Source organism: Paracoccaceae bacterium (assembly GCA_012103375.1).
GTDB lineage: Bacteria > Pseudomonadota > Alphaproteobacteria > Rhodobacterales > Rhodobacteraceae > WLWX01.
In genome coordinates this window covers 53901-77650 of the sequence record WLWX01000001.1, presented here as the reverse complement: position 1 = coordinate 77650, position 23750 = coordinate 53901, and the positions used below count along the sequence as shown (strand labels likewise).

The following is a 23750-nucleotide window of genomic DNA, read 5'->3' as shown; positions in this document are numbered from 1 at the left end:
TACCACGTTCCAGATGGCCGACCACCTGCCGGTGCTGTCGGTCTTGGTGCCGTTCATTGCTGCACCGCTGATCGTGTTGCTGGGCGGGCGGGCGCTGGCCTGGCCATTGGCATTTCTGGCCAGTGCGGCATCCTGCCTGATTTCATTCGCGCTGCTGATGCAGGTGATCGACGGCAGTGTCATCAGCTATCATCTTGGCGGCTGGGCACCGCCGCTGGGCATCGAATACCGGATCGACGCGGCCAATGCCTTCGTTCTGTTGCTGGTCAGCGGGATCAGCACCGTCGTGCTGCCCTATGCCAAAGCCAGCGTCGCGCAGGAAATCCCCGCCAAGCACCACACGTTGTTCTATTCCTGCTACTTGTTGTGCCTGACCGGTCTGCTGGGCGTGGTTGCCACGGGTGACGCCTTCAACGTCTTTGTCTTCCTCGAGATTTCGTCGCTCTCTACCTACGTCCTGATCGCCATGGGGGCGCATAAGGACAAGCGGGCGCTGACGGCGGCCTATGACTATCTGATCATGGGGACGATCGGTGCGACTTTCTTCGTGATCGGCATCGGGTTCCTTTATATGGCGACTGGCACGCTCAACATGGCTGATTTGGCCGAGCGGATTGCCGACAAGGGCGCGAACCGCACCGTCAAGGCGGCCTTCGCCTTCATCATTGTCGGCATGGGCTTGAAGGTTGCGATGTACCCGCTGCATCTGTGGTTGCCGCGCGCCTATGTTTTTGCGCCCTCGGCCGTGACCGCCTTCTTGGCGGCAACGGCCACCAAGGTCGCCGTCTATGTCATGCTGCGCTTCGCGTTTTCGGTGTTCCAGCCCGCCTTCGTGTTCGAGGTTAACACGCTGGAGTTCATTCTGATCCCCTTCGCCCTGCTGGCGATGTTCGCGGCGTCCTTCATCGCGGCGTTCCAGAGCAACCTCAAACGTCTGCTGGCTTATTCCAGTCTGGCGCAGATCGGGTACATGATGCTGGGCATCGGGCTTTTGAACGAGACGGGCGTGACCGCGACGCTGGTGCATCTGTTCAACCACGGCATCACCAAAGCGGCGCTGTTCATGGCCGCCGGGATTTTCATCCTGCGCTGTGGGAGTACGTTTTTCGACGACATACGCGGTCTGGGCAAGGTTATGCCCTGGACCTCGGCGGCGGTGGTCATTGCGGGCCTCAGCCTGATCGGGGTGCCGGGAACGGCGGGCTTCGTATCCAAATGGGTGCTGGTGCAGGGCGCGCTGGAACGTGGCTGGTGGTGGATCGCGGTGCTGATCGTGGCTTCGTCCCTGTTGGCAGTGGTCTATGTCTGGCGTGTGGTCGAGGTGCTGTATCTGGCCGAGCATAAGGCCCGCGCAAACCCGTTCAACCCACCGCTGATGATGACCGTGCCGCTGTGGATCATGGCGCTGGCCTGCATCTTCTTTGGATTGAACACCGATCTGACGATGGGCGCGGCAAGCGTTGCTGCCGAGGGGTTGTTCGCAGGCTCGACCGGTCTGGAAACGGGGGCAGGCGATGGACACTAACACCGCCATCCTGCTGAGCATTCTGATCCCGTCGCTGGCGACCGGGACCAACCTGATGTTCCGCAACAACCCGAACCTGCGCGACGGGCTGACGCTGGCCGCCGCCGTGCTGACGTTCCTTTGCGTGCTGAACATCCTGTTCAACGAAGGCAACGGCACCACCGAGCAACTGCGGCTGTTCACCGTTCTGCCGGGCCTTGATCTGGCCTTCAACGTCGAACCGCTGGGCCTGCTGTTCGCGCTGATCGCCAGCGGCCTGTGGATTCTGACGCACCTCTACGGCATCGGCTACATGCGCGGGAATGATGAGAAGGACCACGCCCGCTTCTTCGCCTGTTTCAGCTTCGCGATTGCATCGGTCATGGGCATCGCCTTTTCGGCCAACATGTTCACGCTGTTCCTGTTTTATGAGGCGCTTACGGTCTCGACCTATCCGCTGGTCGCCCACAAAGGCACGCCCGAGGCGATCCGCGGCGCGCGCACCTATCTGGCGATCCTGATCGGCACCTCAATTGGCTTGCAACTGATCGCGGTGGTCTGGACCTGGGTTGTTGCGGGCACGCTCGACTTCACCAAGGGCGGCATTCTGGAGGGACATATCGCCGGGCCGATGGTCGCGGTGCTGCTGGCGCTTTACGCCTTCGGGATTGGCAAGGCTGCGCTGATGCCGTTCCACCGCTGGCTGCCCGCCGCGATGGTGGCGCCGACGCCGGTCTCGGCCCTGCTGCATGCGGTGGCCGTTGTGAAGGCAGGCGTATTCACCATGCTGAAGGTGGGCGTTTATATATTCGGGATCGACTTTCTGGCTGACACCGGCGCGTCGGTCTGGCTGATGTGGCTGGCCGCGTTTTCGATCATCGCCGCCTCGGTCGTGGCGATGACCAAGGACAACCTGAAGGCGCGGCTGGCCTATTCAACCGTCAGCCAGTTAAGCTACATCACGCTGGGTATGGCGCTGGCGACCAGCATGGGCGCGCTGGGCGGGGGAATGCACATCGCGATGCACGCCATGGGCAAGATCACCTTGTTCATGTGCGCAGGCAGCATCTACGTCGCCACGCACAAGACCGACATCAGCCAGATGACCGGATTGGGCCGGGCGATGCCAATCACATTCTTCGCCTTCCTGATCGGCGCACTGTCCATCATCGGCCTGCCCCCATTGGGCGGATCGTGGTCCAAATGGCTGCTGATCGTCGGGGCGGCGGACACCGGTCAGATGGTGATGATCGGGGTGCTGATGGCCAGTTCGCTGCTGAACGTCGCCTATCTGCTGCCGCTGGTCGGGCGCGGCTTCTTCCTGCGCGATCCGGGTTCCGCTGGACCGGTGGCCATGGCCGAATCGCCCACGCTGGTCTGGCTGCCCCCGGCGATCACCGCTGTCGGCTGCCTGTTCCTGTTCTTCTTTGCCGGCGATATCCTGACCTTCCTGTCGCCCATCGTTGCCCCGAATTGAGGAGAGGCTGATGTCAAACCACCCCCCCTCAACCGATGATCCGGCGAACTGGCCGCGCCTTGGGCGCCTGTTAAGCTGGGTCGACAGACCCGGCAGCGCGCATCGGCTGTTCTGGGGCCTTGCCATGGTCTGCATTGTCTTGGTGATGCTGGACTTCACCTATAAGAAATATGGTCATTTCGGGGTCGAGGCGATCCCCGGCGCCTATGGCATCTATGGCTACGTGATGTTCACCCTGTTGATCTTCGCCGCCAAAATCCTGCGCGATTTCATCAAGCGGCCCGAAAATTACTACGGCGACAAGGCGGTGGATTCGGAAACCTACCCCGAGGATCAGCTGGATCGGGTGCAACATGGCGACTAGCATCCCAACCGCATATCTGTTTTTCGCCGCCGCCATCGTGCTGCTGGCGCTGCCGAAAGGGCAGGCGCGCAGCATCCTGCTGCTGGTCGTGCCGATCATCGCGGGCCTGCACGTCTGGATGCTGCCCGAGGGCAGCCTTGCCACCGTCAGCTTCCTCGGCCTCGATCTCGACCTGTCCCGCGTTGACCGCCTGAGCCGCGTCTTCGCCCTGATCTTCTGCCTCGCCGCCTTCATCGGCAACCTGTTTGCCTGGCACGTCAAGGATCCGGTGCAACAGGTCGCTGCACTGCTGTATGCTGGCTCGGCCATTGGTGCGGTCTTCGCAGGCGACCTCATAACACTGTTCATCTATTGGGAAGGCACGGCCATCGCCTCGGTCTTCCTGATCTGGGCGCGGGGGACGACAGCGGCTTATCACACCGGCATGCGCTATCTGATTATCCAGATCGGATCGGGCGTTATCCTGCTGGCAGGCGTCGGGCTGGTCTGGCAGGAGACCGGCAGTCTGACGTTCGGAGCGATGACACTGGGCAGCCTCGGCACATGGCTGATCTTCCTGTCCTTCGGCATAAAATGCGCCTTCCCGCTGCTGCATAACTGGCTGCAAGACAGCTATCCAGCCGCCACCATCACCGGCGCCGTGATCCTGAGCGCCTTCACCACCAAGCTGGCCGTTTATGCGCTGGCACGCGGCTTCGCGGGCACGGAAATCCTGATCTACATCGGCGTCTTCATGACCCTGTTCCCGATCTTTTTTGCCGAGATCGAGAACGACTTGCGACGGGTGCTGGCCTACAGCCTCAACAACCAGCTGGGCTTCATGGTGGTCGGCATCGGGGTGGGGACCGAGATGGCGCTAAACGGCACAGCCTCCCACGCCTTTGCCCATATTCTTTACAAAGCGCTGCTGTTTATGAGCGTCGGCGCAGTGATGTTCCGTACAGGCACGTCGAAAGCGAGCGAGCTTGGCGGCCTTTACCGTACCATGCCGAAAACCGCGATCTTCTGCCTGATCGGCGCGGCGTCGATCTCGGCCTTTCCGCTGTTTTCCGGCTTCGTGACGAAATCTTTGATTCTGGACGAAACGGCCTCAGCCCATTACCCGCTGATCTGGGCTTTGCTGGTCTTTGCCTCGGCAGGCGTGCTGAGCCATTCCGGCATCAAAATCCCGTTCTTCACCTTCTTTGCCCATGACAGTGGCATGCGCCCGGCCGAGGCGCCGACGCATATGTTGTTGGCGATGGGGATCACCGCGTTCCTGTGCGTTTTCATCGGGGTATTCCCGGATACACTCTATGCGATCCTGCCCTACCCGGTGGAATACCACCCCTACACGATGAACCATGTCGTCGCGCAGTTGCAATTGCTGCTGTTTGCGCTTCTGGCCTTTGGCGTTCTGATGCGCACCGGAATGCACCCGCCTGAAATCCGGGCTGTGAATCTGGACACTGATTGGACGTATCGCAAGGCCGCGCCTTCGGTCATCGGGCTGGCGGCACGGGGGCTGGCGCAGGTCTGGAATGCGGTGACGGGCAAGGCGACGCGGATTGTGGAGGCGACGATCGCGCGGCTTTACCGCAGCCACGGGCCAGAGGGGCGCATGGCCTCGGTCTGGCCGACGGGCGCGATGGTTCTGTGGCTGGGGATCCTGCTGGGCGTGACGCTGATTGTGAGTTTTGTGAGTTAGCCAATCGCTTCCGATCCTCGTCGGTGCGGGTGTCAGCCCGGCAGAAAACCCCTGATGAGATCTGGAGGCCTACGCCCCACTCGCGTCCGCGCCGGGAACCGAGGGAATACACACTCTGCGGCCTCCCGCCAGGAGCGTGCGCATTAAGTAGACGGGTGCCTCGATATTGCCAGCAACGAGTCGGAGCGGACGTTGGCGAGGCGCGCTTTTCCGCCCGGAATCAAGCCCGCAAGGGCGCCGGGCGATCGCCTGACCGTCCCGCGGGCAGGCGATTTCGATGGATCGCGAAACCTTCGTAGTCCGGCGTTAACGCTGAACCATAAATTGCCACGCACAACCGTTGCATCGCCTACCCCCGGTCAGGCGCTCGCCCGGCTTGTTCTTCGCCGCGCCAGCGCCCGCTTCATGTCAATGTGCCAAGCAGGCTGCGGGTGCTTTGGAAATCCTGTTGTTCGCTTTAGGCAACTGCATTCCACGCCATTCCGGCCAGAACGGCGCCGACCATCGCCAGCCCGATGTAGGCAACAAAAACTCGAGGTTTCACCAGGGCCCAGACCGCAATCGCTGCCGGGATGCAGCTGACGCCACCCGCGATAACAAAGGACATCGCCGCGCCATTGCTCATCCCCTGCGCCAGCAGCGCGTCGACCAGTGGCACGGCGGCATAACCGTTTAGGTAGGCTGGTGCGCCGACCAATGCGCCCAGAATGATCGGGAACACGCCGCTGCCGCCCAGAACCCCGGCGATCCAGTCTGCGGGAACATAGTGCAGCATCAGCGCTTCGATCAGATAGGCCAGCACCAGCCATTTGGTCAGGAAAAGGGCGTTTTCCAGCGCCGTGTCGCGGAAAGTATCGCGCCGATCACCCTCGGCCCAGAAACGCCAGTTGGTTTGACCCGAGAATGGCGAGGGGCCGCAGCCGCAGCCTTTTGCAGCCGGACGCGCGCGCAGCGGGTCGGCAAAGACCGGGCTGCTGGCGAAGGCTTTGACGACAAAGGCACCCCCCAGCCCCAGCGCCACGGCGGCCAGCGTCTTGGCTGTCGCAAATCCGGTGCCCAGCGTTCCGGCAGTGATCGCGAACATCGCCGGATCCATCAGGGGTGAGGCCAGCCAGAATGCCATGACCGCGCTAAGCGGAGCACCAACCGCCAGCATGGCGGCGATGAAGGGGATCACCTCACACGAACAGAACGGCGACAACCCGCCCAGCATTGCCGCAAGGACGATCATGCGTGTCTCGCGCCCTTCGAAGGCGCGGGCCAACAGCGCCTCGGCACCGCTGGCCTTGAGGTAGGCGACGGCAAGCACTGCGAAGGCGATGAACGGCAATGTGCCCACGAAGACGCGGGCGGCGAAACCCAGCATCGGGCCGACCTGAGGCCAGTCGAAGATGGCCACCAGAAGGACCAGAATGGCACTGGCCAGCCATGCTTTGTCGGGCATCCAGCTGCGGCCCTGTTGGTCGTGCGTCGCGTCGGTCATGCGCCGTGTCCTTCGTTTGCCCCGTGCTGCGCATGTGGGTCTTCGCTATCGGCGCAGCATTCGCTGAGGAGATATGCAGCGAGGGCTTCCATCTCAGAATAATCGGCGGCGATGCAGATGATCTGCCGCCCGTCACGGACCTGGTTGACCAGCCCGGCGGCGCTGAGGATTTTCATGTGATGCGTCAGGGTCGAACCGGAAACACCGCTCCGCGTGCCCAGCGTCCCGATGGTCAGCCCGTCCGGCCCGGCGCGCTCCAGTGTGCGCAGCACGCTCAGCCGTTGTTCCGAGCCGAGGGCCGCAAATGTCGATGCGGCTTTCTCGACCGGCAGAAGGGGGGTGCTTTGTTTCATATTTCGACATATCTAGAAATATCGAAATTATGTCAAGTAGGTTTGTCGCCCGTGTCCATAAGCGCTAGACCCGCGTCATGGCCACCGACCTTGCCCAATGCACCCTTTGCGCCGAGCGTTTCGCCGCGACAAAAACCGCGCATGCGCCGCGCCCGGTGCTGTGGTTTCGCCAGTCTGCACGGCTGTTGATCGCAGGGCAGGCGCCGGGGATGCGGGTGCATCAGTCCGGCGTGCCGTTTGATGACCCGTCGGGAGAGCGGTTGCGCGACTGGATGGGCGTTGGGCGCGATACTTTCTATGACCGCGACCGGATTGCCATCGTTCCGATGGCATTCTGCTTTCCGGGATATGATGCCAAGGGCAGCGATCTGCCCCCTCCCGCAGTTTGCGCGAAGACCTGGCGACAGGGGGTTCTGGACTCATTGCCATCCGTCCAGTTGACCCTTCTGATCGGCGGGCATGCGCAGCGCTGGCATCTGGGCACCCGCAACGTGACCGACACGGTGGCTGATTGGCGCGCCCATGCCCCCGCGGTGATCCCATTGCCGCATCCGTCGTGGCGCAACACCGGCTGGCTGAAGAAAAACCCCTGGTTTGAGGCTGAGTTGCTACCAGTTCTGCGCGCGCGGGTGGCGGAGGTTCTGGGATGAGCGAGACCCCCCTCGATCAGGCGCATCTGGCGGCCGAGGCGGACCCGGATCAGCGGTTGCGATTCTTCGACCGGCTGGCGGGGGCGGAGTTGTTTTTGCTGTTGGAGCGTGATGAACCGAAGGTGTTCGAGCTGTCCGACGGGCCTATTGTGCTGGCCTTCGATACCGAGGCCCGGCTTGCCGAATTCGCCCCGGCAGGCGCTGAGCGGGCCGAGATCACCGGGCGTTCGATGGTGGCGATGCTGGCCGGGCAGGGCGTCGGGCTGGGTCTGAACCTGAGCGTCGCACCCTCGTCCCAGATCCTTGGGCCGGACGCGCTCGACTGGCTGGCGGGGATGCTGGACCAAGGCCCGGCGGAGGTGTCGGGCAGGCCCAAAGCATTGCGCGCGCCGGGCCGTGCACCCGAGGCGCTATTGCGCGCGCTGGATGAGAAACTGTCCGCTGCCGCTGGGCTGGCCGATGCGGCCTATCTGGCCGAAGCGGATTGGGACAATGGGGCGTCGGGCCACCTGCTGGCGGTTATCGGTGCGCCCGATGGCGCGCGCAACGCCCTGACGCGGGCGGTGGGTGAAGCGCTGGTGTTTTCGGGGATCGAAGCCGGCGCCGTGGATGTGAGTTTCCATCACCCGGGCGACCCGGTCGTTGCGACGCTGGAGCGTGTGGGATTGCGCTTTGATCTGCCGCAGTTGGGGTTGGTGCCAACGATGCCGGGCCGCGATCCGTCGCGGCCACCGAAGTTGCGTTAAAGCGTTTCGACATTAACCTGAGACATATCCGGCGGCCTTAAAGTAGTTCCAGCATTCTACTGGGTCGTAGAGATCGCAGATTGCTCCGATTGCTTCGAAGACCTGGGTAAAGGACCTGACCCCGATCCGTCGCAAATGGGCTTTCAGTTTAGAGAAGGCCTGCTCGATGGGATTCAGGTCGGGCGAGTACGGTGGCAGGTAAAGGAACCAGCAGCCGTGATTGCGTAAAGCCTGCGTCGCCTCCTTATTCCGGTGGGTTGCCAGGTTGTCGAGAATGACGACAGTGCCGGGGTTGATCTCGGGGACCAGCACTTCGCGGATGTAGGCCGCGAAGGCGGGGCCATCTATCGCTCCCTTGATGACCCAAGGTGCGATCAGCGCGCCTTGGGTCAGGCCCGCGATCAAGGTTTGGGTTCCCCAGCTTCCGAAGGGCGCATCCATCGTCAGGCGCTTACCGCGCTTGGCTCTGCCGCGTAGGCGCGTGAGGTTTGTCTTCACTGCGGTTTCGTCAATAAAGACAACGCGCTCAGGAAAGGTCGCAATGGCTGGCGAGCGGTATCTGAACCAGTCGGCCCGTTGCTGCCTTACCTTGGCGCGGCGGCGCTCGGTTGCGACCAGCGACTTTTTTTGTACGTGAAGCCGAGCCGGGACAGAAGGTTGGCGATGGAGGAGTGATGCACCCGCACACCCTCTGCATCGGCCAGCGCATTACGCAACTCAAAGAGCGTGATGTCAGGGTCTTGTGCGATCAACTCCTCAAAGAATTCCCGATGCGGAGCCAGCTTTCCCTTGCCGCGCGGCGGTCCCTGCCGGGCAGGTTCCGCATGACCCTTCATCCTCACCTGACGCGCCCACCGCGCGCCTGTGGCAGGCGACAGCTTCAACCGCAACGCCGCCGCGCGCCCGCTCAACCCTTCTTCAATGTATCTCTGAAACCGTATCCGAAGCGCAGATGGCAAAGGTGCTGACATGATCCATCCTCCCAAACAGGATGAATCACAGATCAGGTCTCAAGGGAATCCCTCGCGATTCAGGTTCAAGACGAAACGCTTTAGGGGGCAGGTTAAAAAACTTCATGCCTCCGGCGGGGAAATTTTCGACAAGAAGACGGACAAGGCCTCAGTAACCTGCACGGCGGTCAACCAGATGCAGCAGGGGTTCGCCGGCTTCGCTGCGGCGGATGTTTTCGGCGATGATCGTGACCGCCGTTTCGGGGCGGGTTTCCGAGGCGATGTGCGGCGTCACGGTCACACGCGGATGCGCCCAGAACGGGTGATCGCGGGGCAGGGGTTCGATGCGGAAAACATCCAGCGTGGCGCGGCTGATCTGGCCAGTATCGAGGGCCGCCAGCAGCGCGTCGTCGTCGATCAGCGGGCCACGACCCGGATTAAGGATCGAAGCGCCGCGCGGCATGAGCGAGAGTGTTTCGGCGTTCAGCAGCCCCTCGGTCCCCGCAGTCTGGGGCAGCAGGAGGATGAGGATCTCAGAGCCTACCATGACATCGCGCAGCCCGTCCTGACCGCTGTGGCATGTTATCCCGTCGATCTGTCTGGGTCGGCGGCTCCAACCGGAGACGTTGAAATTCAGCCCTGCAAGGGCCAGCGCGGCCGCAGACCCAAGCGTACCAAGGCCGAGGAGGCCGATGCGGCGATTGCGGGCCAGTGGCGGGGTAATCTGTTGCCAGGTTCCGGGCGCTGCCTCAAGATGGGCGTCCATGCCGATGTGGTGACGCATGGTATGGGCGACGATCCATTCGGTCATGCCCTCGGTCATGCCGGGGTCGACCATGCGGGCCAGCGGCTGGGTCAGGGTCGGGTTTGTGATGATCCGTTCGACCCCGGCCCAGAGGCTGAGCACGGCGCGCGCCCGCGTGTAGGGCGTAAAATCAGTGATTGCGCCGCCGGGGGAATAAACGATGAAATCGACCTGTTCCGGTGGGGCTCCCGTGGTCAGCGTTGCGTCCACGCCCGCGGTCTGCAGCGCCTGCGCCAAAGGACCTTCGTACCGGGGCCAATTTGCCGGGGCCGCATCGAACAGGACAGTGACGCTCATTTACCGCGCGGCCTGTGGACGTGGGCGGACTGTGCCAGCCCGAATGCGGCAAGCAGAACGATCATGGCAGTTCCTCCGTAGCTGATCAGTGGCAGCGGCACGCCGACGACGGGCATCAGCCCCATCACCATGGCCATGTTGACGGCGAAAAACAGGAAGAATGTCGCCCCGACGCCCAATGTGACCAGTGACCCGAAGCGATCCTTGTTGGTCAATGCCGAAGTGATGCAGAACATCAGGATCAGCCCATAGAGCAAAAGTAAAGAGATGGCCCCGACAAAGCCGAATTCCTCGGCCAGGGTGGTGAAGATGAAGTCGGTGTGTTTTTCGGGCAGGAAGTTCAGGCGCGACTGGGTGCCCTGCATGAAGCCCCGGCCCGAAAACCCGCCCGAGCCGAGGGCGATTTTCGACTGGGTGATGTTATAGCCCGCGCCCAGCGGATCTGATGAGGGATCAAGAAAGGTGTCGATGCGGCGGAACTGGTAATCTTTCAGCAACTGCCAGTCGGTGCCACGCGACAGCAGGGTCGTATAGACGACCCCGACGCCTGCAATGATGACCGCGATGAAATACGCCCAATGGACCCCGGCGACGAACATCATGATGCCCCCGCCCGCGACCAGCAGGATCGCGGTGCCCAGATCAGGTTGTTTCAGGACCAGGAAGGTCGGCACCAGGATCAGCGCCATGGGAACAAGTACCCAAAGCGGATGAGAGGTTCTTTCAACCTCTAGCCAGTCGTAATAGGCGGCGAGGATCATCACCAGCGTGACTTTGGTCAGCTCGGACGGTTGCAGCCGCATGAAACCAAGGTCGATCCAGCGTTGGGCGCCGCCGCCGCTGAAGCCGAAGAATTCGACCAGCAGCAGCAGCAGGATCGACACCGCATAGGCCAGGCCCGCCATGTTGCGCCAGAACCAGATCGGCACCATCGCGATGACGAACATGGCCGCCAGCCCAAGGCCAAAGCGTTTCATCTGTGGTTCGGCCCAGGGCTGCATGTTGCCGCCCGCGACCGAGAACAGCATCAGAAAGCCGACGCTGGCCACGGCCGTCAGCAGCAGAATCAGCGGCCAGTTCAGATACAGGACTTTCGAAATCCCGGTCGGCACGGTCTTGATCTTGTATTCCAGATAACTCATGCGCGAGAGCTTGCCGGTTTGCCGGTCTGGCGCTGGCGCAGTGGCAGGGCGTTCAGGCGTTCGCCCGCTTCGCGCTGTTGGTTGCTGGGATAAGCCTCTAACTGGGGCATGCCGCCATAAAGCGCATAAAGCATCAGATCGCGCGCGATGGGCGCGGCGGCGACCGAGCCTCCGCCGCCATGTTCGACCACGACCGAGACGGCGTATTTCGGGTTTTCGTATGGGGCGTAACTGACGAACAGCGCGTGGTCACGGCGTTCCCACGGCAGATCGGCGTTGCGGGTAACGCCCTGGGCGCGTTCGGCGGCCGAAATGCTGCGGACCTGGCTGGTGCCCGTTTTTCCGGCCATCGTGAATTCCGGCAGCGCCACCCGCGACCGACCTGCCGTCCCGCCTGCGCGATTGACGACGCCGAACATTCCGTCACGCACCAGCCGCAGGTGGTTTTCATTGACCCGCAGCGACAGGGCCGGTTCCAGCGGAACCTCGACCGAGTCGACGGATTTCACCAGCCGGGGTTCTACCCCCGTTCCATTGGCAATCCGCGCTGCCATCACCGCCAGTTGCAGCGGTGTGGCCAGCACATAGCCTTGCCCGATGGCCGCGTTCAGCGTGTCACCGACGCGCCAGTCTTCGCTATAGCGCTGCGCCAGCCAGGTCTTGTCGGGCATGATGCCGCGGCTGACGGCAGACATCGGCAGGTTGAAGGCGTCGTCAAAGCCGAACCGACGCGCCATTTCCGCGATCTTGTCGATGCCGACCTTTCGGGCAAGCTCGTAATAATAGACGTCACAGGACCGGCGCAGGCTGGTTTCCAGATCGACATTGCCATGGCCGCCCCGCTTCCAGCAGTGGAATTTGCGTTTGCCCAGCGTGGTGAACCCGCGGCAGCGCGTGGTGTCGTTCGGCTGGATGATCCCATGTTCCAACCCCGCCAGCGCAACCATCATCTTGAAGGTTGATCCCGGCGGGTAAGTACCCTGCACCGACTTATCCGCCAGCGGGCGGTAAATGCTTTCCGTCAGGGTGCGATAATCGGCGCTGGAGATGCCGTGGACGAATTTGTTTGGGTCGAACGAAGGGGTCGAGGTGATGGCCAGGATATCGCCGGTGTCCACCTCCATCACCACGGCGGCGGCGCTTTCGTACTGCATCCGGGCCATGGCGAAATTCTGGAGCCCGTGATCGAGCGTCAGTTGCACATCCGCGCCGGGGTCGCCTTCCTTGCGCTCAAGCTTGCGCATGACGCGGCCGTTGGCGTTGACCTCGATCTGGCGGCTGCCTGCACCGCCGCGCAGGGCGGCCTCCATCTTGCGCTCGACCCCGACCTTGCCGATCTGAAATTTCGGGATCTGCAACAGCGGGTCCTTGTCGTCGATGCGGCTTAGATCATAGTCGCTGACCGCACCAACATACCCCAGCACATGCGCAAAATCGCTGCCCATCGGGTAGCTGCGCGACAGACCAACCTCGGGCGTGATACCGGGCAGGGCGGGTGCGTTGACCGCAACCTCGGCGATGTCATCCCAGCTAAGCTGATCGGCCAGTGTCACCGGCACGAAGGGAGAGCGTCGCTTGACCTCGGCCACCGCGCGCGCCAACTCGTCCGGGTCAAGGCGGACGATGCGGCGCAGGCGTTCGACGACCGCGTCCACATCACCGGCAACCTCGCGCACGATTGCGATGCGGTAATTCTGTTCATTGTCCGCGATCACCACGCCGTTGCGGTCATAGATCAGCCCGCGCGCCGGGGCGAGCAGGTGCAGGTTGATGCGGTTTTCATCGGCCAGAAGGCGATATTCCGAGGCCTGCTTGACCTGCAACTGATGCATGCGCGTGCCAAGAACTCCCAGTATGCCCAATTGCACGCCGCCCAGAACCAGACCCCGGCGGGTGATCAGCTTGGCGCTGTACTCGGCATCGCGGGGCGTGCGTTTCATGCCCTGATCCCCAATGCGCCGGATTGCGGTCGCAAGGCTTTGCGCAGACCCAGGCCATGGCGGGTGGCCAGGACGACCAGCGGATAGGCAAAGATCGTCAGCACGAACTGGGACGCGATCAAAGTGAACCGTGGCTGATCAGCCACGAATACCGCCAGCGCCAGCGCCTGCCCGGCAAACATCAGCGCAAGGACACCCACGACCATCGACCATTCCACCGCCAGCGGCATGTCGCGCGACGTTGGTTCGCGGCTACGCAGGAATTCGAGGGCGAGCACGCCAAGCGCGGTCCAAAGACCCAGCGGGCGCATCAGAAGGAAATCGCCCAGCAGAACCATCGCGGCAAACAGCCAGATCGGCATGACGGCGGATCGCCGCAGCACCCAGACGAACCCGATAAGAGTGACGAAATCGGGGATCGGCCAGCCGCCCGGCCCGGTGCGCAACGGCAGCAGATGCACAAAATAAATCAGCCCGGCCAGCAGGACGAACAGCAATCGCAGACGCCAGCAGCGCGTGGTTGAGATATCAGCCATCCGTAGCCTCCCGCGGCAATTGCGGGCCCTGAACTTCGGGCAGCGGGGCGACCATGGATCCGGGGTCGTCGATGGTATTGGCCAGCTTGCTGCGCAGCACCCGCAGGAATTCCAGGCGCTCATAATCAGCCGCCAGCGACACGCGCAATCGCCTGTCCTGCCCAAGGGCCACTTGACCGACCAGAAGGCCCGCCGGGAACACTTGCCCATCGCCGGAACTGACCACGCGGTCGCCGGGGCGGATCTGGTCGGGTTCCTGGAGGAAGGATATCAGCGGGCGCGGCAGGTTCTGACCCGTCAGAATCGCGGTCTGCCCGCTTGGCTGGATGGTGATCGGCATACGCGAGGATGAATCCGTCAGCATCAGCACCCGCGACGAATTCGCCCCGACCCCGGAAATTCGCCCCACCAGGCCCAGCCCGTCTGTCGCCGCCCAGCCATCGCGGATCCCGTCGCGCGCACCGACATTCAGCAGCACCGACTGGCGAAACGGAGAGCCGCTGTCAGCCAGCACCACGCCGCCGATATAGGTCAGCTTCGGTTCCAATTGCATCTCGTTCAGCGCCAGCAGCTTGGCGTTTTCCTGTTCAAGTTGCAGCGCGGCCTCTTTCCAGGCCTTCATTTGCTGAAGCTCTCGCTTCAACTCCTGATTCTGTTCATGGATGCGGGCGTAGGACTGAAAATCCTCGATCATGCCCGCCGCCGCAGTGACCGGAACGAAGGCCCAGTCAAAGGATGGCACGAAGCGGTCGACCACCATGGCGCGGAACCGTTCAGCGCGCGGGTTGTCGATACGCCATAGCGCGAACAGCCCAACCAGGAAAATAATCAGCCCAACGACAAGAACCCGCCGAACAGGGCGGGCGAAATCTTCAGCGCGGGCTCGGCTTCGGGCCACGGGTCAACCCCCGATCTGACGTCAGGAGAGGGCAACAGGCACAGCAGCGCCCGCGCCCCGGCGGAGTGTTAGCTGTCGTAGTCTATCACATGCCGCAACTGTTGTTCATATTCCAGTGCCTTGCCAGTGCCGAGCGCTACACAATTCAGTGGTTCGTCAGCCACCGAAACGGCCAGCCCGGTCTGTTCGCGCAGGGCCAGATCAAGGTCACCCAGCAAAGCGCCACCGCCGGTCAGAATCACACCGCGATCCACGATGTCGGCGGCAAGGTCCGGCGGGGTTGCTTCCAGTGCGGCGGTCACGGCTTCGCAAATCGCGGCCACGGGTTCGGCCAGCGCCTCGGCCACCTGGGCCTGGTTGATCTCGGTCTCTCGCGGGACGCCGTTGATCAGGTCGCGGCCCCGGATGTGCACGGCGGTGCCGCGCCCGTCGTTGGGCATGCGGGCGGTGCCGATGGTGGTCTTGATCCGCTCGGCCGTTTGTTCGCCGACCAGCAGGTTCTGTTGGCGGCGCAGGTGGTTGATGATCGCCTCGTCCATACGGTCGCCGCCGACGCGGATCGAGCGGGCATAGACAACATCGCCAAGGGACAGCACCGCAACCTCGGTCGTCCCGCCACCGATGTCGACGATCATGTTGCCGGTGGGGTCGGTGATCGGCATGCCCGCGCCGATGGCGGCGGCAATGGGTTCCGCGATCAATCCCGCTTTGCGCGCACCGGCCCCCAGAACCGACTGGCGGATGGCGCGTTTTTCAACCGGGGTGGCGCCGTAGGGCACGCAGACGATGATTTTCGGTTTCGAGAACGTGGTGCGCGGATGCACCTTGCGGATGAAATGCTTGATCATTTCCTCGGCGACATCGAAATCTGCAATGACGCCTTCGCGCATCGGGCGGATCGCCTCGATAGAACCGGGGGTGCGGCCCAGCATCAGCTTGGCATCCTCGCCCACCGCCAAAACCTGCTTGCGCCCGTCTTTGATGTGGTAGGCCACCACCGAAGGTTCGGCCAGCACGATGCCCTTGCCCTTGATATAAATCAGCGTGTTGGCAGTGCCGAGGTCAATCGCCATATCGGCCGAGAACAGCCCTCCGAATAACCAGCCAAACATCGCGTACCCATTCCAATGCCAAAGTCAGATATGTTCGGTGATTCCCCAACCACCGGGCAGGCAAACCTTATAGGCGGCGTGTCGATGATCGAAAAGGACAATTCCGGCAGGCGGTGGGCAAAGCTCCGCCGCCTGCCGTAAGGTCTTAGCCCGCATCCTTGTAGCTGACCGTCTTCACGTCTGCATCCGGGTCCGACTTGGTGCGGCGCACCAGCAGCCGGTTCAGCGCGTTGACATAGGCCTTGGCGCTGGCCACGACCGTGTCGGTATCCGAGGATTGGCCAGTGGCAATGCGCCCGTCTTCCTCCATCCGAACACTTACCGTGGCCTGCGCGTCAGTGCCTTCGGTCACCGCATGCACCTGATAGAGTTGCAGCCGCGCGTCATGCGGAAACAGGGCTTTCACCGCATTGAATACTGCATCCACGGGGCCGTCGCCGGTTGCCGTTGTCTGGTGGTCTTTGCCGTCAACCTCCAGCGTCAGATCGGCTGATTGGGGCGCTTCGGTGCCGCAGATCACCCGCAGGAATTTGACGCGAATCCGTTCCAACGTTTCATCGCCTGGCTGATCGCGCATCAGGGCGACCAGATCCTCGTCGTAGACTTCCTTTTTGCGATCAGCCAGATCCTTGAACCGCACAAAGACATCGTTCAGCTGATTGTCGGCCAGATCGAACCCCAGCTCTTTCAGTTTGGCGCGCAGGGCAGCACGGCCCGAGTGTTTGCCCATCACGATGTTCGAAGTGTTCAGCCCGATATCCTCGGGGCGCATGATCTCAAACGTTTCGGCGTTTTTCAGCACACCGTCCTGATGGATGCCGCTTTCGTGCAGAAAAGCATTCTTGCCGACGATGGCCTTGTTGAACTGCACCGCAAAGCCGGAAACCTGGGCAACCTTGCGGCTGAGCGCCATGATCTTGGTCGTGTCAATTCCTGTGGTGTAGGGCATGATGTCCTTGCGAACCTTCATCGCCATCACAACTTCTTCCAGCGCCGTGTTGCCTGCACGTTCGCCCAAGCCGTTGATCGTGCATTCAATTTGCCGCGCTCCGCCATCGACAGCGGCCAGCGAGTTCGCCGTCGCCATGCCCAGATCATTGTGGCAATGGGTGGCGAAAATCACCTCATCCGCGCCCGGAACATCGTTGATCAGCATCCGGATCAGATCGGCGCTTTCGATCGGGGCGGTGTAGCCGACGGTATCGGGGATGTTGATCGTTGTCGCCCCGGCCTTGATGGCGATTTCCACCACGCGGCGCAGATAATCATGCTCGGTCCTGGTGGCATCCATTGGCGACCACTGCACGTTGTCGCACAGGTTACGGGCGTGTGTGACGGTGGCGTGGATCCGTTCGGCCATGCCGTCCTGTGTCAGGCTGTGCATGTCCCGGTGCAGTGGCGAAGTGCCGATAAATGTATGAATTCGCGGGCGTTTGGCGTGTTTCACAGCCTCCCACGCGCGGTCGATTTCTTTGAACTGTGCCCGTGACAGCCCGCATATGACCGAGGATTTGGCACGTTTTGATATTTCCGTGACCGCCTCGAAATCGCCGGGGCTGGCGATGGGGAATCCTGCCTCGATGATATCGACGCCCATCTCGTCCAGCAGTACGGCAATCTCCAGCTTCTGGTCGTGGGTCATGGTCGCGCCGGGGCTTTGTTCGCCATCGCGCAGGGTGGTGTCAAAGATCACCACACGGTTCTTGTCCGTCGTGTTCGTTGGGTTTGTCATTGGTCTAATCCGTTGTTTCCTTAGCGTTTTATCCGGCGCGGGGACCCCTCTGAGCGGTTGCGCCGAAAGGCACGCTCAGAGGCGGCTAAGGAGAAGAAGCAGGCCCAACGCATGGCGGACGGGATATGTGCTACGTGCTTCATGGGGGCACTTATACGGATTTGAGGCGGCGTGAAAAGAGTTTCATGCTTTCGGCGAGGATATTTTCGACGAGAAGAGAGAGGCGGCTGGTGGCTTATCCGCCCGGGGCTAGACCCAGTTCGGCGTCAGTGGCGGCAACACCGTATTTGTCCGCCGGTGGCATCGGACGGGCGGGCCAGTCGGGATCGAATGTGAATGACGACACCTTGCGCCCCGGCAGCAGCGCCCCGTTCCCGGCACCCTTGGCGTAGTCATAGTAGAGTTTGACGATTTCCTCATGGCTGGTTTGCTGGGCAGACAGATGGGCGAGGCATGCGTCGCGCCATTTCGCGGCGCGCGGTGCGTTGGCTGGGATTGTGTAGCTTTCGTAATAGTCCAGGAACCAGAAGCGCATGAACAGTGGGGTATAGACAACCTCGGCCAGGCCGAAATCGTCGAACAGGTACGTGCCGTCCGGATTGTGCTGCATCAGGAAGTCATCGAACCAGCGCCAGTGGGTGTCCATCTTATCCGCAAATCCCGCGCGGTCTTCGCGGGATTGGTTCATAACCATGCGATAACCGTCGCCGGTGAAAGCGCCTTCGCGGGTAATGAACAGGCGTTCAATGGCGCGTTCATAGGGATCGGCGCGGGCGACGGGCGGACCAGGCAGGCTTTCGTCCAGATAGCGCAGGATGACCATGCTTTCCTTCAGGACGCGGGATTGATCGTCCTCAAAAATCGGCAGGGCAGTGGTGCCGCCGGTCTTTTCCAGCAGCCAGTCGGGGCGCGGAACGGTGATGTCGATCACTTTGAAGTCCACCGCATCGCGCTGACCTTTGAGGTCCAGCAGGATTTCAAGCCGCTGGCAGAAGGGGCAGACCGGGATGTGGAAGACGGTTGGTTTTGGCATCAAGCTGCATCCTTTGTTGGTGCATCATGATACGCGCGCGACGATCCCGGTCCACCCCGATTTGATCCCTGGCCGGAATGGGTTAGGTCCGCCCTTATAACACAGAAACGGGCATTAGTGATCGGCGCTTCGGGCGGGATTGGCGCAGCGATTGCAGAGCGTTTGCAAGCAGACCATTCTGTAACGCGGCTGTCGCGGTCGGCTGACGGGTTGGACGTCACGGACGAGGCGTCGGTTGCTGCGATTTTGGGTGCACTGGATGCGCCGTTCGACCTGATCTTCGTGGCGACCGGCGCGCTGCGCGTTGATGGCGCCGGGCCTGAAAAATCGCTGAAGGCAGTGGGGGCTGAGGGTCTGGCGGGGCAGTTCGCGGTGAATGCGATTGGTCCGATGTTGGTGTTGAAGCATAGCCTGCGTCTGATGCCGCGTGACCGGTGTAGCGTGTTTACCGCCTTGTCGGCGCGGGTTGGTTCCATCGGCGATAACCGGACCGGCGGTTGGTATGGGTATCGGGCCTCCAAGGCGGCTTTGAACCAGTTGATCCACGGGGCGGCGGTCGAAGTGGCGCGTACCCACCCGAAGGCGGTACTGGCCTTGCTGCATCCGGGCACTGTGGATACGCCCTTCACACGCGAATATCCCGGGCGCGACAAGCTGAACCCGGCAGAGTCCGCGCAGCGCTTGCTGGATGTTTTGAGGCATTGACGCCCGCGCAATCCGGCGGGTTCTTCGATTATTCGGGCGCTCCGGTACCTTGGTGAGGGGGTGTCAGCGTTTAAGCGCGCCCTTGAAATCTGACAGCGCAAAGGCACCCAGCAGCCGCCCGGCGACGAAGTAACTGACCATCCCGATACTGACCAGTAACAGCAGGGCCAGCCACTGGGCCGGTCCGGCGAACATAGGTGCCAGCGCAAACATCGCCGCCCAGAGGACGGCGCCCATCAGCGCGGCCGCAAGACAAATGCGGGCGGCGCGGCGGCGCAGACGGTCATCTGGTTTGGCAGCCTCGCCCATGGACCGCGCGCCCCGCCACAGCAGCCAGACCATCGCCCAACCTGCCAGGCTGGCCCCGACGGCGGCAGCAAGATAGCCAATGACCGGTGCCAGGCTGATGGCGAGGGCGGCGTTTATGACCATCGCCACCAGCGCGAACCGAAACGGGCTGCGGGTATCCTCGCGCGCGAAATACAGCGGTTGCAGCACCTTTTGCAGAACGAAAGCGGGCAGCCCCAGTCCATAGATCGCTACGGCGGCGGCGGTGGCGGCGGCGTCTTCGGCGGAGAATGCGCCGCGTTGAAACAGGGTGCTGACCAGCGGTCCAGGCACCACGATCAGGGCGACAGCGGCGGGGACGGTCAGAGCAAGGCTCATTTCCGCCGCGCGGCTGGCGGCGTGCTGCCCGCCTGCGGTGTCGTTCGCCTGAAGGCGGCGCGATAGATCGGGCAGCAGGACCACCCCGATCGCAATGCCAACCACCCCAAGGGGAAGCTGGTACAGGCGATCTGCGTAGCTGAGCCAGGCGATTGCGCCGTCAAAGAAGCTGGCCACCTGCCGCCCCACCAGCAAGTTGACCTGAACCACGCCCCCGGCCAGGGCTGCGGGGGCGGCGATGATGGCGAGACGCTTCAGGTCGGGGGTCAGACGCGGGCGGGTCGGGATCAGGCGGAACCCGGCCTGCGCAGCAGCGACCCAGACCAGCGCCAGTTGCGCAACACCGGCCAAGGGCACCGTCCAGGCCAGCGTCAGCCCGATATCCCAGCCCATAAGTTCTGCCAGCCAGAGCGCGCCAATGAACAGGATGTTCAGCAACAGCGGTGCCGCGGCGGCGGCGGCAAACCGGCCGGTGGCATTCAGAACCCCACTCAACAGGGCGGCGAGCGAGATGAACAGGATGTAGGGAAAGGCGATCCGCCCGAACAGCGTCGCAAGATCAAGCCGCCCGTCATCGGCGAAGCCCCCGGCCATGGCCAGAACCAGCCACGGCATGAATATCTGGGCGACCAACGTGAAAACGATCAGGATTCCGGCCAGGGCGGTAAAAGCGTCGCGGGCGAAGTCCAGCGGGCCGTCGCGGGCCTCGAGCTTTTTCGAGAACATCGGCACGAAGGCCATGTTGAAGGCGCCTTCGGCAAAGAAGCGGCGGAACATGTTGGGCAGGCCAAAGGCGATCAGGAACGCCTCGGCCACCGGGCCGGCGCCAAGGAACGCAGCGATCAGGATGTCCCGAACGAACCCCAACACGCGCGAGGCAAGCGTCCAGCCGCCAACGGTCAGAAAACCGGAAATCAGGCGCACGGGCTTCATCCCTGCGCCCGCTTTGCACCGGACGCGATCGCCTCGCGCAGCTTCTTTTCCAGCCCCTTGCGGCGATTTTCCGAATGGAGTTTCAGCCCAACCATGTCCTTGACATAAAAACTATCCACGGCCTGTGCGCCATAGGTTGCAATCACCGCACTCGAAATCTGGATATTTGCATTCGCCAGGGTTCGCGTCAGATCATACAACAATCCGGGACGATCCCGGGTGTCGACCTCGATAATCGTATATATTTCCGAGCCTTCGTTGTCGAAGCTGATCGAGGTCGGCACCTTGAACGCACGCTCGCGCTTCTTGATCCTGTCGCGGTCCTGCACGGCGTCGCGGACCACAACATCTCCGCTGAGGGTTTTTTTGATCATGGTGCGCAACCGGCGCAGGTGGCGCGCCTGATAGGGGCTGCCTTCTGCGTCCTGAACCCAGAACGTCGCCGTCGCATAGCCGTCCTTGGACGTATAGGTGCGCGCATCGACGACATTTGCCCCCACAAGCGTCAGCGCCCCGGCCAGACGCGAAAAAATCCCGGGATGGTCGGCCAGTGCAAAGCAGGCGCGGGTTGCGTCGCGGTCTTTGTCTGGCAACAGGTCGATGCGAATCTCGTCTTCGCCGATGTCCTTGAGGAAGTCTGCAAAGACGCAATGCGCCGCCGTTGGCAGGCCCTGCCAATAAGGGCCATAGTGGCGCGACGTTTCGATCTTCAATGCCTTCTTGTCCCAATCGGGCAGGGCGGCGCGCAGGTTGCGCTTGGCCTCGGCCACACGGGTTTCGCGGTTCACCGCTTCCAGGCCAGAGCCAAGCGCGGTTGACGTTTCGCGGTAGAGGCCGCGCAACAGCTCGGCCTTCCAGTTGTTCCATACGCCGGGGCCGACGCCGCGTATGTCGCAGACCGTCTGCACCGTCAGCAGGTCCAGCCGCTTGACGGTTTTCACGGCCTTGGCAAAGTCGCGAACCGTCCGCGGGTCCGAGATGTCGCGCTTCTGCGCCATGTCCGACATCAGCAAATGGGTGCGCACCAGCCATTCGACGGTTTCGCAATCGGCAGATTTCAGCCCGAAGCGCGGGGCGACCTTGCGGGCGATCGCTGCCCCCAGAACGGCGTGATCCTCGGGCCGGCCCTTGCCGATGTCATGCAGGAACAGCGCCAGGTACAGGACCTTTCGGTCTACGCCGCCTTTCAGGATGCCACTGGCGATGGGTAATTCCTCGACCAGTTCTTCGCGCTCGATCTGGGCCAGGGTCGAGATGCACTGGATCGTATGCTCGTCCACCGTATAGCTATGGTACATGTTGAACTGCATCATCGCGACGACGGGGGCGAATTCGGGGATGAAGGCTGCCAGCACGCCAAGTTCGTTCATGCGGCGCAGGGCGCGTTCGGGGTTGCCGTGCTTCAGCAGCATATCGAGGAACAGCCGCGTGGCCACTGGATCGGCCCGCATGGCGTCGTCGATCAGGTCAAGGTTGGCCGCGACCAGACGCATTGCATCGGGGTGAATCAGAAGGCCGGTGCGCAGACCCTCTTCAAAAATGCGGAGCAGATTCAGCTTGTCGGCAAGAAATGCCTTGGGCGACTTGATGCTAAGGCGGTTGTTGACGATCCGGTATTCGGGCCGTGTCTTCTTGCGACGGCGAAAAAAACCGACAAGCATCGGTTCTTTCTTGATATGTTTGGCTTCCAGCGCGGTCAGGAAGATGCGGGTCAATTCGCCGACGCGGGTGGCGTGCCGGAAATATTCCTGCATGAAATGTTCGACCGCGCGCCGCCCACTGTGATCGCTGTAATCCAGCCGTTCGGCGACCTCGACCTGCAAATCGAAGGTCAGTTGATCCATGGCGCGGTCGGTAATCAGATGCAGCTGGCAACGCACAGCCAACAGGAAATCCTCGGCCGCGGCGAAGGTGGCGTATTCCTCGGGTGAGAACATGCCAAGCGGGACAAGTTGTTCGACCGTTTCGACCCGGTTGAGGTATTTTGCAATCCAATAGAGCGTCTGCAGATCGCGCAGCCCGCCTTTGCCCTCTTTCACATTGGGTTCGACGACATAGCGTTGCCCGCCCTGACGCGTGTGACGCGCGGCGCGTTCTTCAAGCTTTGATTCGATAAAGGCGGGCCCGGTGTTTCGGAACACGTCGGACCACAGTGTCTCTTTCAGCGTCTTTGTCAGCTGGCGATTGCCGATCAGTGGGCGGTGTTCCAGCAGGGCGGTGCGAATGGTGGTGTCTTCGCGGGCCTGTCGGACATTTTCAGCGATCGAACGTGTGGCGTGGCCGACTTTCAGATGCATGTCCCAGAACATGTACAGCATGGATTCGATGACGCTTTCGATCCAGCCGGTGGCCTTCCAGGGCAGCAGGAACAGCAGGTCAACATCAGAATGCGGGGCCATTTCGGCGCGCCCGTACCCGCCCACGGCCACAATCGCGATACGTTCAGCCTCGGTCGGGTTGGGGCGCGGGTGCAGGTGGTGTGTGGCAACGTGGAACACGGCGGCCACCACCGCGTCCATGACGTCGGAATAGGCGCGCACGGCGTCGCGCGCGGTCTTCGGCTCCTCCGCCAGAACGCTTGCAATCCTGTCGCGCGCTTGGCTGTTGGCCTCGCCAATCAAACGGACCGCGATGGCGCGCATCCCGGCTGCGTCACGGGCATCCTGCAACGCCGCGTCAAGCGCTGTCTGCAACGCGGGGCCGTCCAACCACTGCGTTGGGCCCATGTTCAGTGACC

General features: G+C 62.4%; 19 protein-coding genes and 1 pseudogene. 7 read left to right on the top strand and 13 right to left on the bottom strand.

Going from position 1 to position 23750, the window contains the following annotated elements; translation table 11 throughout:
* Window positions 1-13: 13 nt before the first annotated feature.
* From GKR99_00350 to GKR99_00335, 4 genes are read left to right on the top strand one after another with little or no spacing between them, the layout of a single operon-like run.
* Window positions 14-1525, top strand: a complete 1512-nt coding sequence (locus GKR99_00350) for a monovalent cation/H+ antiporter subunit D family protein (GenBank protein ID NKB26090.1) — start codon at window positions 14-16, stop codon at window positions 1523-1525.
* Complete coding sequence (locus tag GKR99_00345) at window positions 1515-2981, top strand: monovalent cation/H+ antiporter subunit D family protein (GenBank protein NKB26089.1); 1467 nt, start codon at window positions 1515-1517, stop codon at window positions 2979-2981. The genes GKR99_00350 and GKR99_00345 overlap by 11 nt, the downstream gene beginning before the upstream one ends.
* Window positions 2982-2991: 10 nt before the next feature.
* Entirely contained in the window at window positions 2992-3345 is a 354-nt protein-coding gene (locus GKR99_00340) for a hypothetical protein (protein NKB26088.1), read from the top strand.
* Window positions 3335-5032, top strand: a complete 1698-nt coding sequence (locus tag GKR99_00335) for a Na(+)/H(+) antiporter subunit D (GenBank protein ID NKB26087.1) — start codon at window positions 3335-3337, stop codon at window positions 5030-5032. Before GKR99_00340 ends, GKR99_00335 begins: the two co-directional genes overlap by 11 nt.
* A 457-nt stretch (window positions 5033-5489) precedes the next feature.
* On the opposite strand, the gene GKR99_00330 is transcribed toward GKR99_00335, so the two are convergent.
* Both GKR99_00330 and GKR99_00325 read right to left on the bottom strand, forming a co-directional pair.
* A complete protein-coding gene (locus GKR99_00330) occupies window positions 5490-6515 on the bottom strand; it encodes a permease (protein NKB26086.1) in 1026 nt (341 codons plus the stop codon).
* Window positions 6512-6868 carry a helix-turn-helix domain-containing protein gene (locus tag GKR99_00325; GenBank protein ID NKB26085.1) on the bottom strand — a complete coding sequence of 119 codons (357 nt, stop codon included), beginning with the start codon at window positions 6866-6868 and terminating at the stop codon, window positions 6512-6514. The genes GKR99_00330 and GKR99_00325 overlap by 4 nt, the downstream gene beginning before the upstream one ends.
* Before the next feature lie 77 nt (window positions 6869-6945).
* On the opposite strand from GKR99_00325, the gene GKR99_00320 reads away from it, so the two are divergent.
* Together GKR99_00320 and GKR99_00315 are read left to right on the top strand one after the other, a co-directional pair.
* A complete protein-coding gene (locus tag GKR99_00320) occupies window positions 6946-7518 on the top strand; it encodes a uracil-DNA glycosylase family protein (GenBank protein NKB26084.1) in 573 nt (190 codons plus the stop codon).
* Window positions 7515-8264 (top strand): SseB family protein, encoded by a 750-nt coding sequence (locus GKR99_00315; protein NKB26083.1) that lies wholly within the window; start codon window positions 7515-7517, stop codon window positions 8262-8264. Before GKR99_00320 ends, GKR99_00315 begins: the two co-directional genes overlap by 4 nt.
* 12 nt (window positions 8265-8276) lie before the next feature.
* Here GKR99_00315 and GKR99_00310 read toward each other — a convergent pair.
* From GKR99_00310 to GKR99_00270, 9 genes are all read right to left on the bottom strand, one after another.
* Window positions 8277-9235 (bottom strand): IS630 family transposase gene (locus GKR99_00310; protein NKB26082.1). Its coding sequence is split into 2 segments (ribosomal slippage): window positions 8277-8891 and window positions 8894-9235, totalling 957 coding nucleotides; the frame shifts between segments, so codons are not numbered across the junction.
* A gap of 148 nt (window positions 9236-9383) precedes the next feature.
* Window positions 9384-10316 (bottom strand): glyoxylate/hydroxypyruvate reductase A, encoded by a 933-nt coding sequence (locus GKR99_00305; protein ID NKB26081.1) that lies wholly within the window; start codon window positions 10314-10316, stop codon window positions 9384-9386.
* Entirely contained in the window at window positions 10313-11458 is a 1146-nt protein-coding gene (rodA, locus tag GKR99_00300; GenBank protein NKB26080.1) for a rod shape-determining protein RodA, read from the bottom strand. The genes GKR99_00305 and rodA overlap by 4 nt, the downstream gene beginning before the upstream one ends.
* A complete protein-coding gene (gene mrdA / locus GKR99_00295) occupies window positions 11455-13398 on the bottom strand; it encodes a penicillin-binding protein 2 (GenBank protein NKB26079.1) in 1944 nt (647 codons plus the stop codon). The genes rodA and mrdA overlap by 4 nt, the downstream gene beginning before the upstream one ends.
* The gene (locus tag GKR99_00290; GenBank protein NKB26078.1) at window positions 13395-13934 is read right to left on the bottom strand and encodes a rod shape-determining protein MreD; all 540 of its coding nucleotides are present in this window, start codon (window positions 13932-13934) and stop codon (window positions 13395-13397) included. Before GKR99_00290 ends, mrdA begins: the two co-directional genes overlap by 4 nt.
* Window positions 13927-14832: a rod shape-determining protein MreC gene (gene mreC, locus GKR99_00285; protein ID NKB26077.1), complete on the bottom strand. Its 906-nt coding sequence runs from the start codon at window positions 14830-14832 to the stop codon at window positions 13927-13929. The genes GKR99_00290 and mreC overlap by 8 nt, the downstream gene beginning before the upstream one ends.
* Window positions 14833-14900: 68 nt before the next feature.
* Entirely contained in the window at window positions 14901-15944 is a 1044-nt protein-coding gene (locus GKR99_00280; protein ID NKB26076.1) for an MreB/Mrl family cell shape determining protein, read from the bottom strand.
* A gap of 145 nt (window positions 15945-16089) precedes the next feature.
* Entirely contained in the window at window positions 16090-17676 is a 1587-nt protein-coding gene (locus GKR99_00275; GenBank protein NKB26075.1) for a 2-isopropylmalate synthase, read from the bottom strand.
* Window positions 17677-17911: 235 nt separating this feature from the next.
* Window positions 17912-18709, bottom strand: coding sequence for a glutathione S-transferase family protein (locus GKR99_00270; protein NKB26074.1), 798 nt, complete (start codon window positions 18707-18709; stop codon window positions 17912-17914).
* Window positions 18710-18805: 96 nt separating this feature from the next.
* Here GKR99_00270 and GKR99_00265 point away from each other — a divergent pair.
* Window positions 18806-19470: pseudogene (locus GKR99_00265) on the top strand (SDR family oxidoreductase).
* 7 nt (window positions 19471-19477) lie between these two features.
* Here GKR99_00265 and murJ read toward each other — a convergent pair.
* Both murJ and GKR99_00255 read right to left on the bottom strand, forming a co-directional pair.
* Window positions 19478-21013 carry a murein biosynthesis integral membrane protein MurJ gene (gene murJ, locus GKR99_00260; protein NKB26073.1) on the bottom strand — a complete coding sequence of 512 codons (1536 nt, stop codon included), beginning with the start codon at window positions 21011-21013 and terminating at the stop codon, window positions 19478-19480.
* Window positions 21010-23739 (bottom strand): [protein-PII] uridylyltransferase, encoded by a 2730-nt coding sequence (locus GKR99_00255; protein NKB26072.1) that lies wholly within the window; start codon window positions 23737-23739, stop codon window positions 21010-21012. Before GKR99_00255 ends, murJ begins: the two co-directional genes overlap by 4 nt.
* Window positions 23740-23750: the final 11 nt, after the last annotated feature.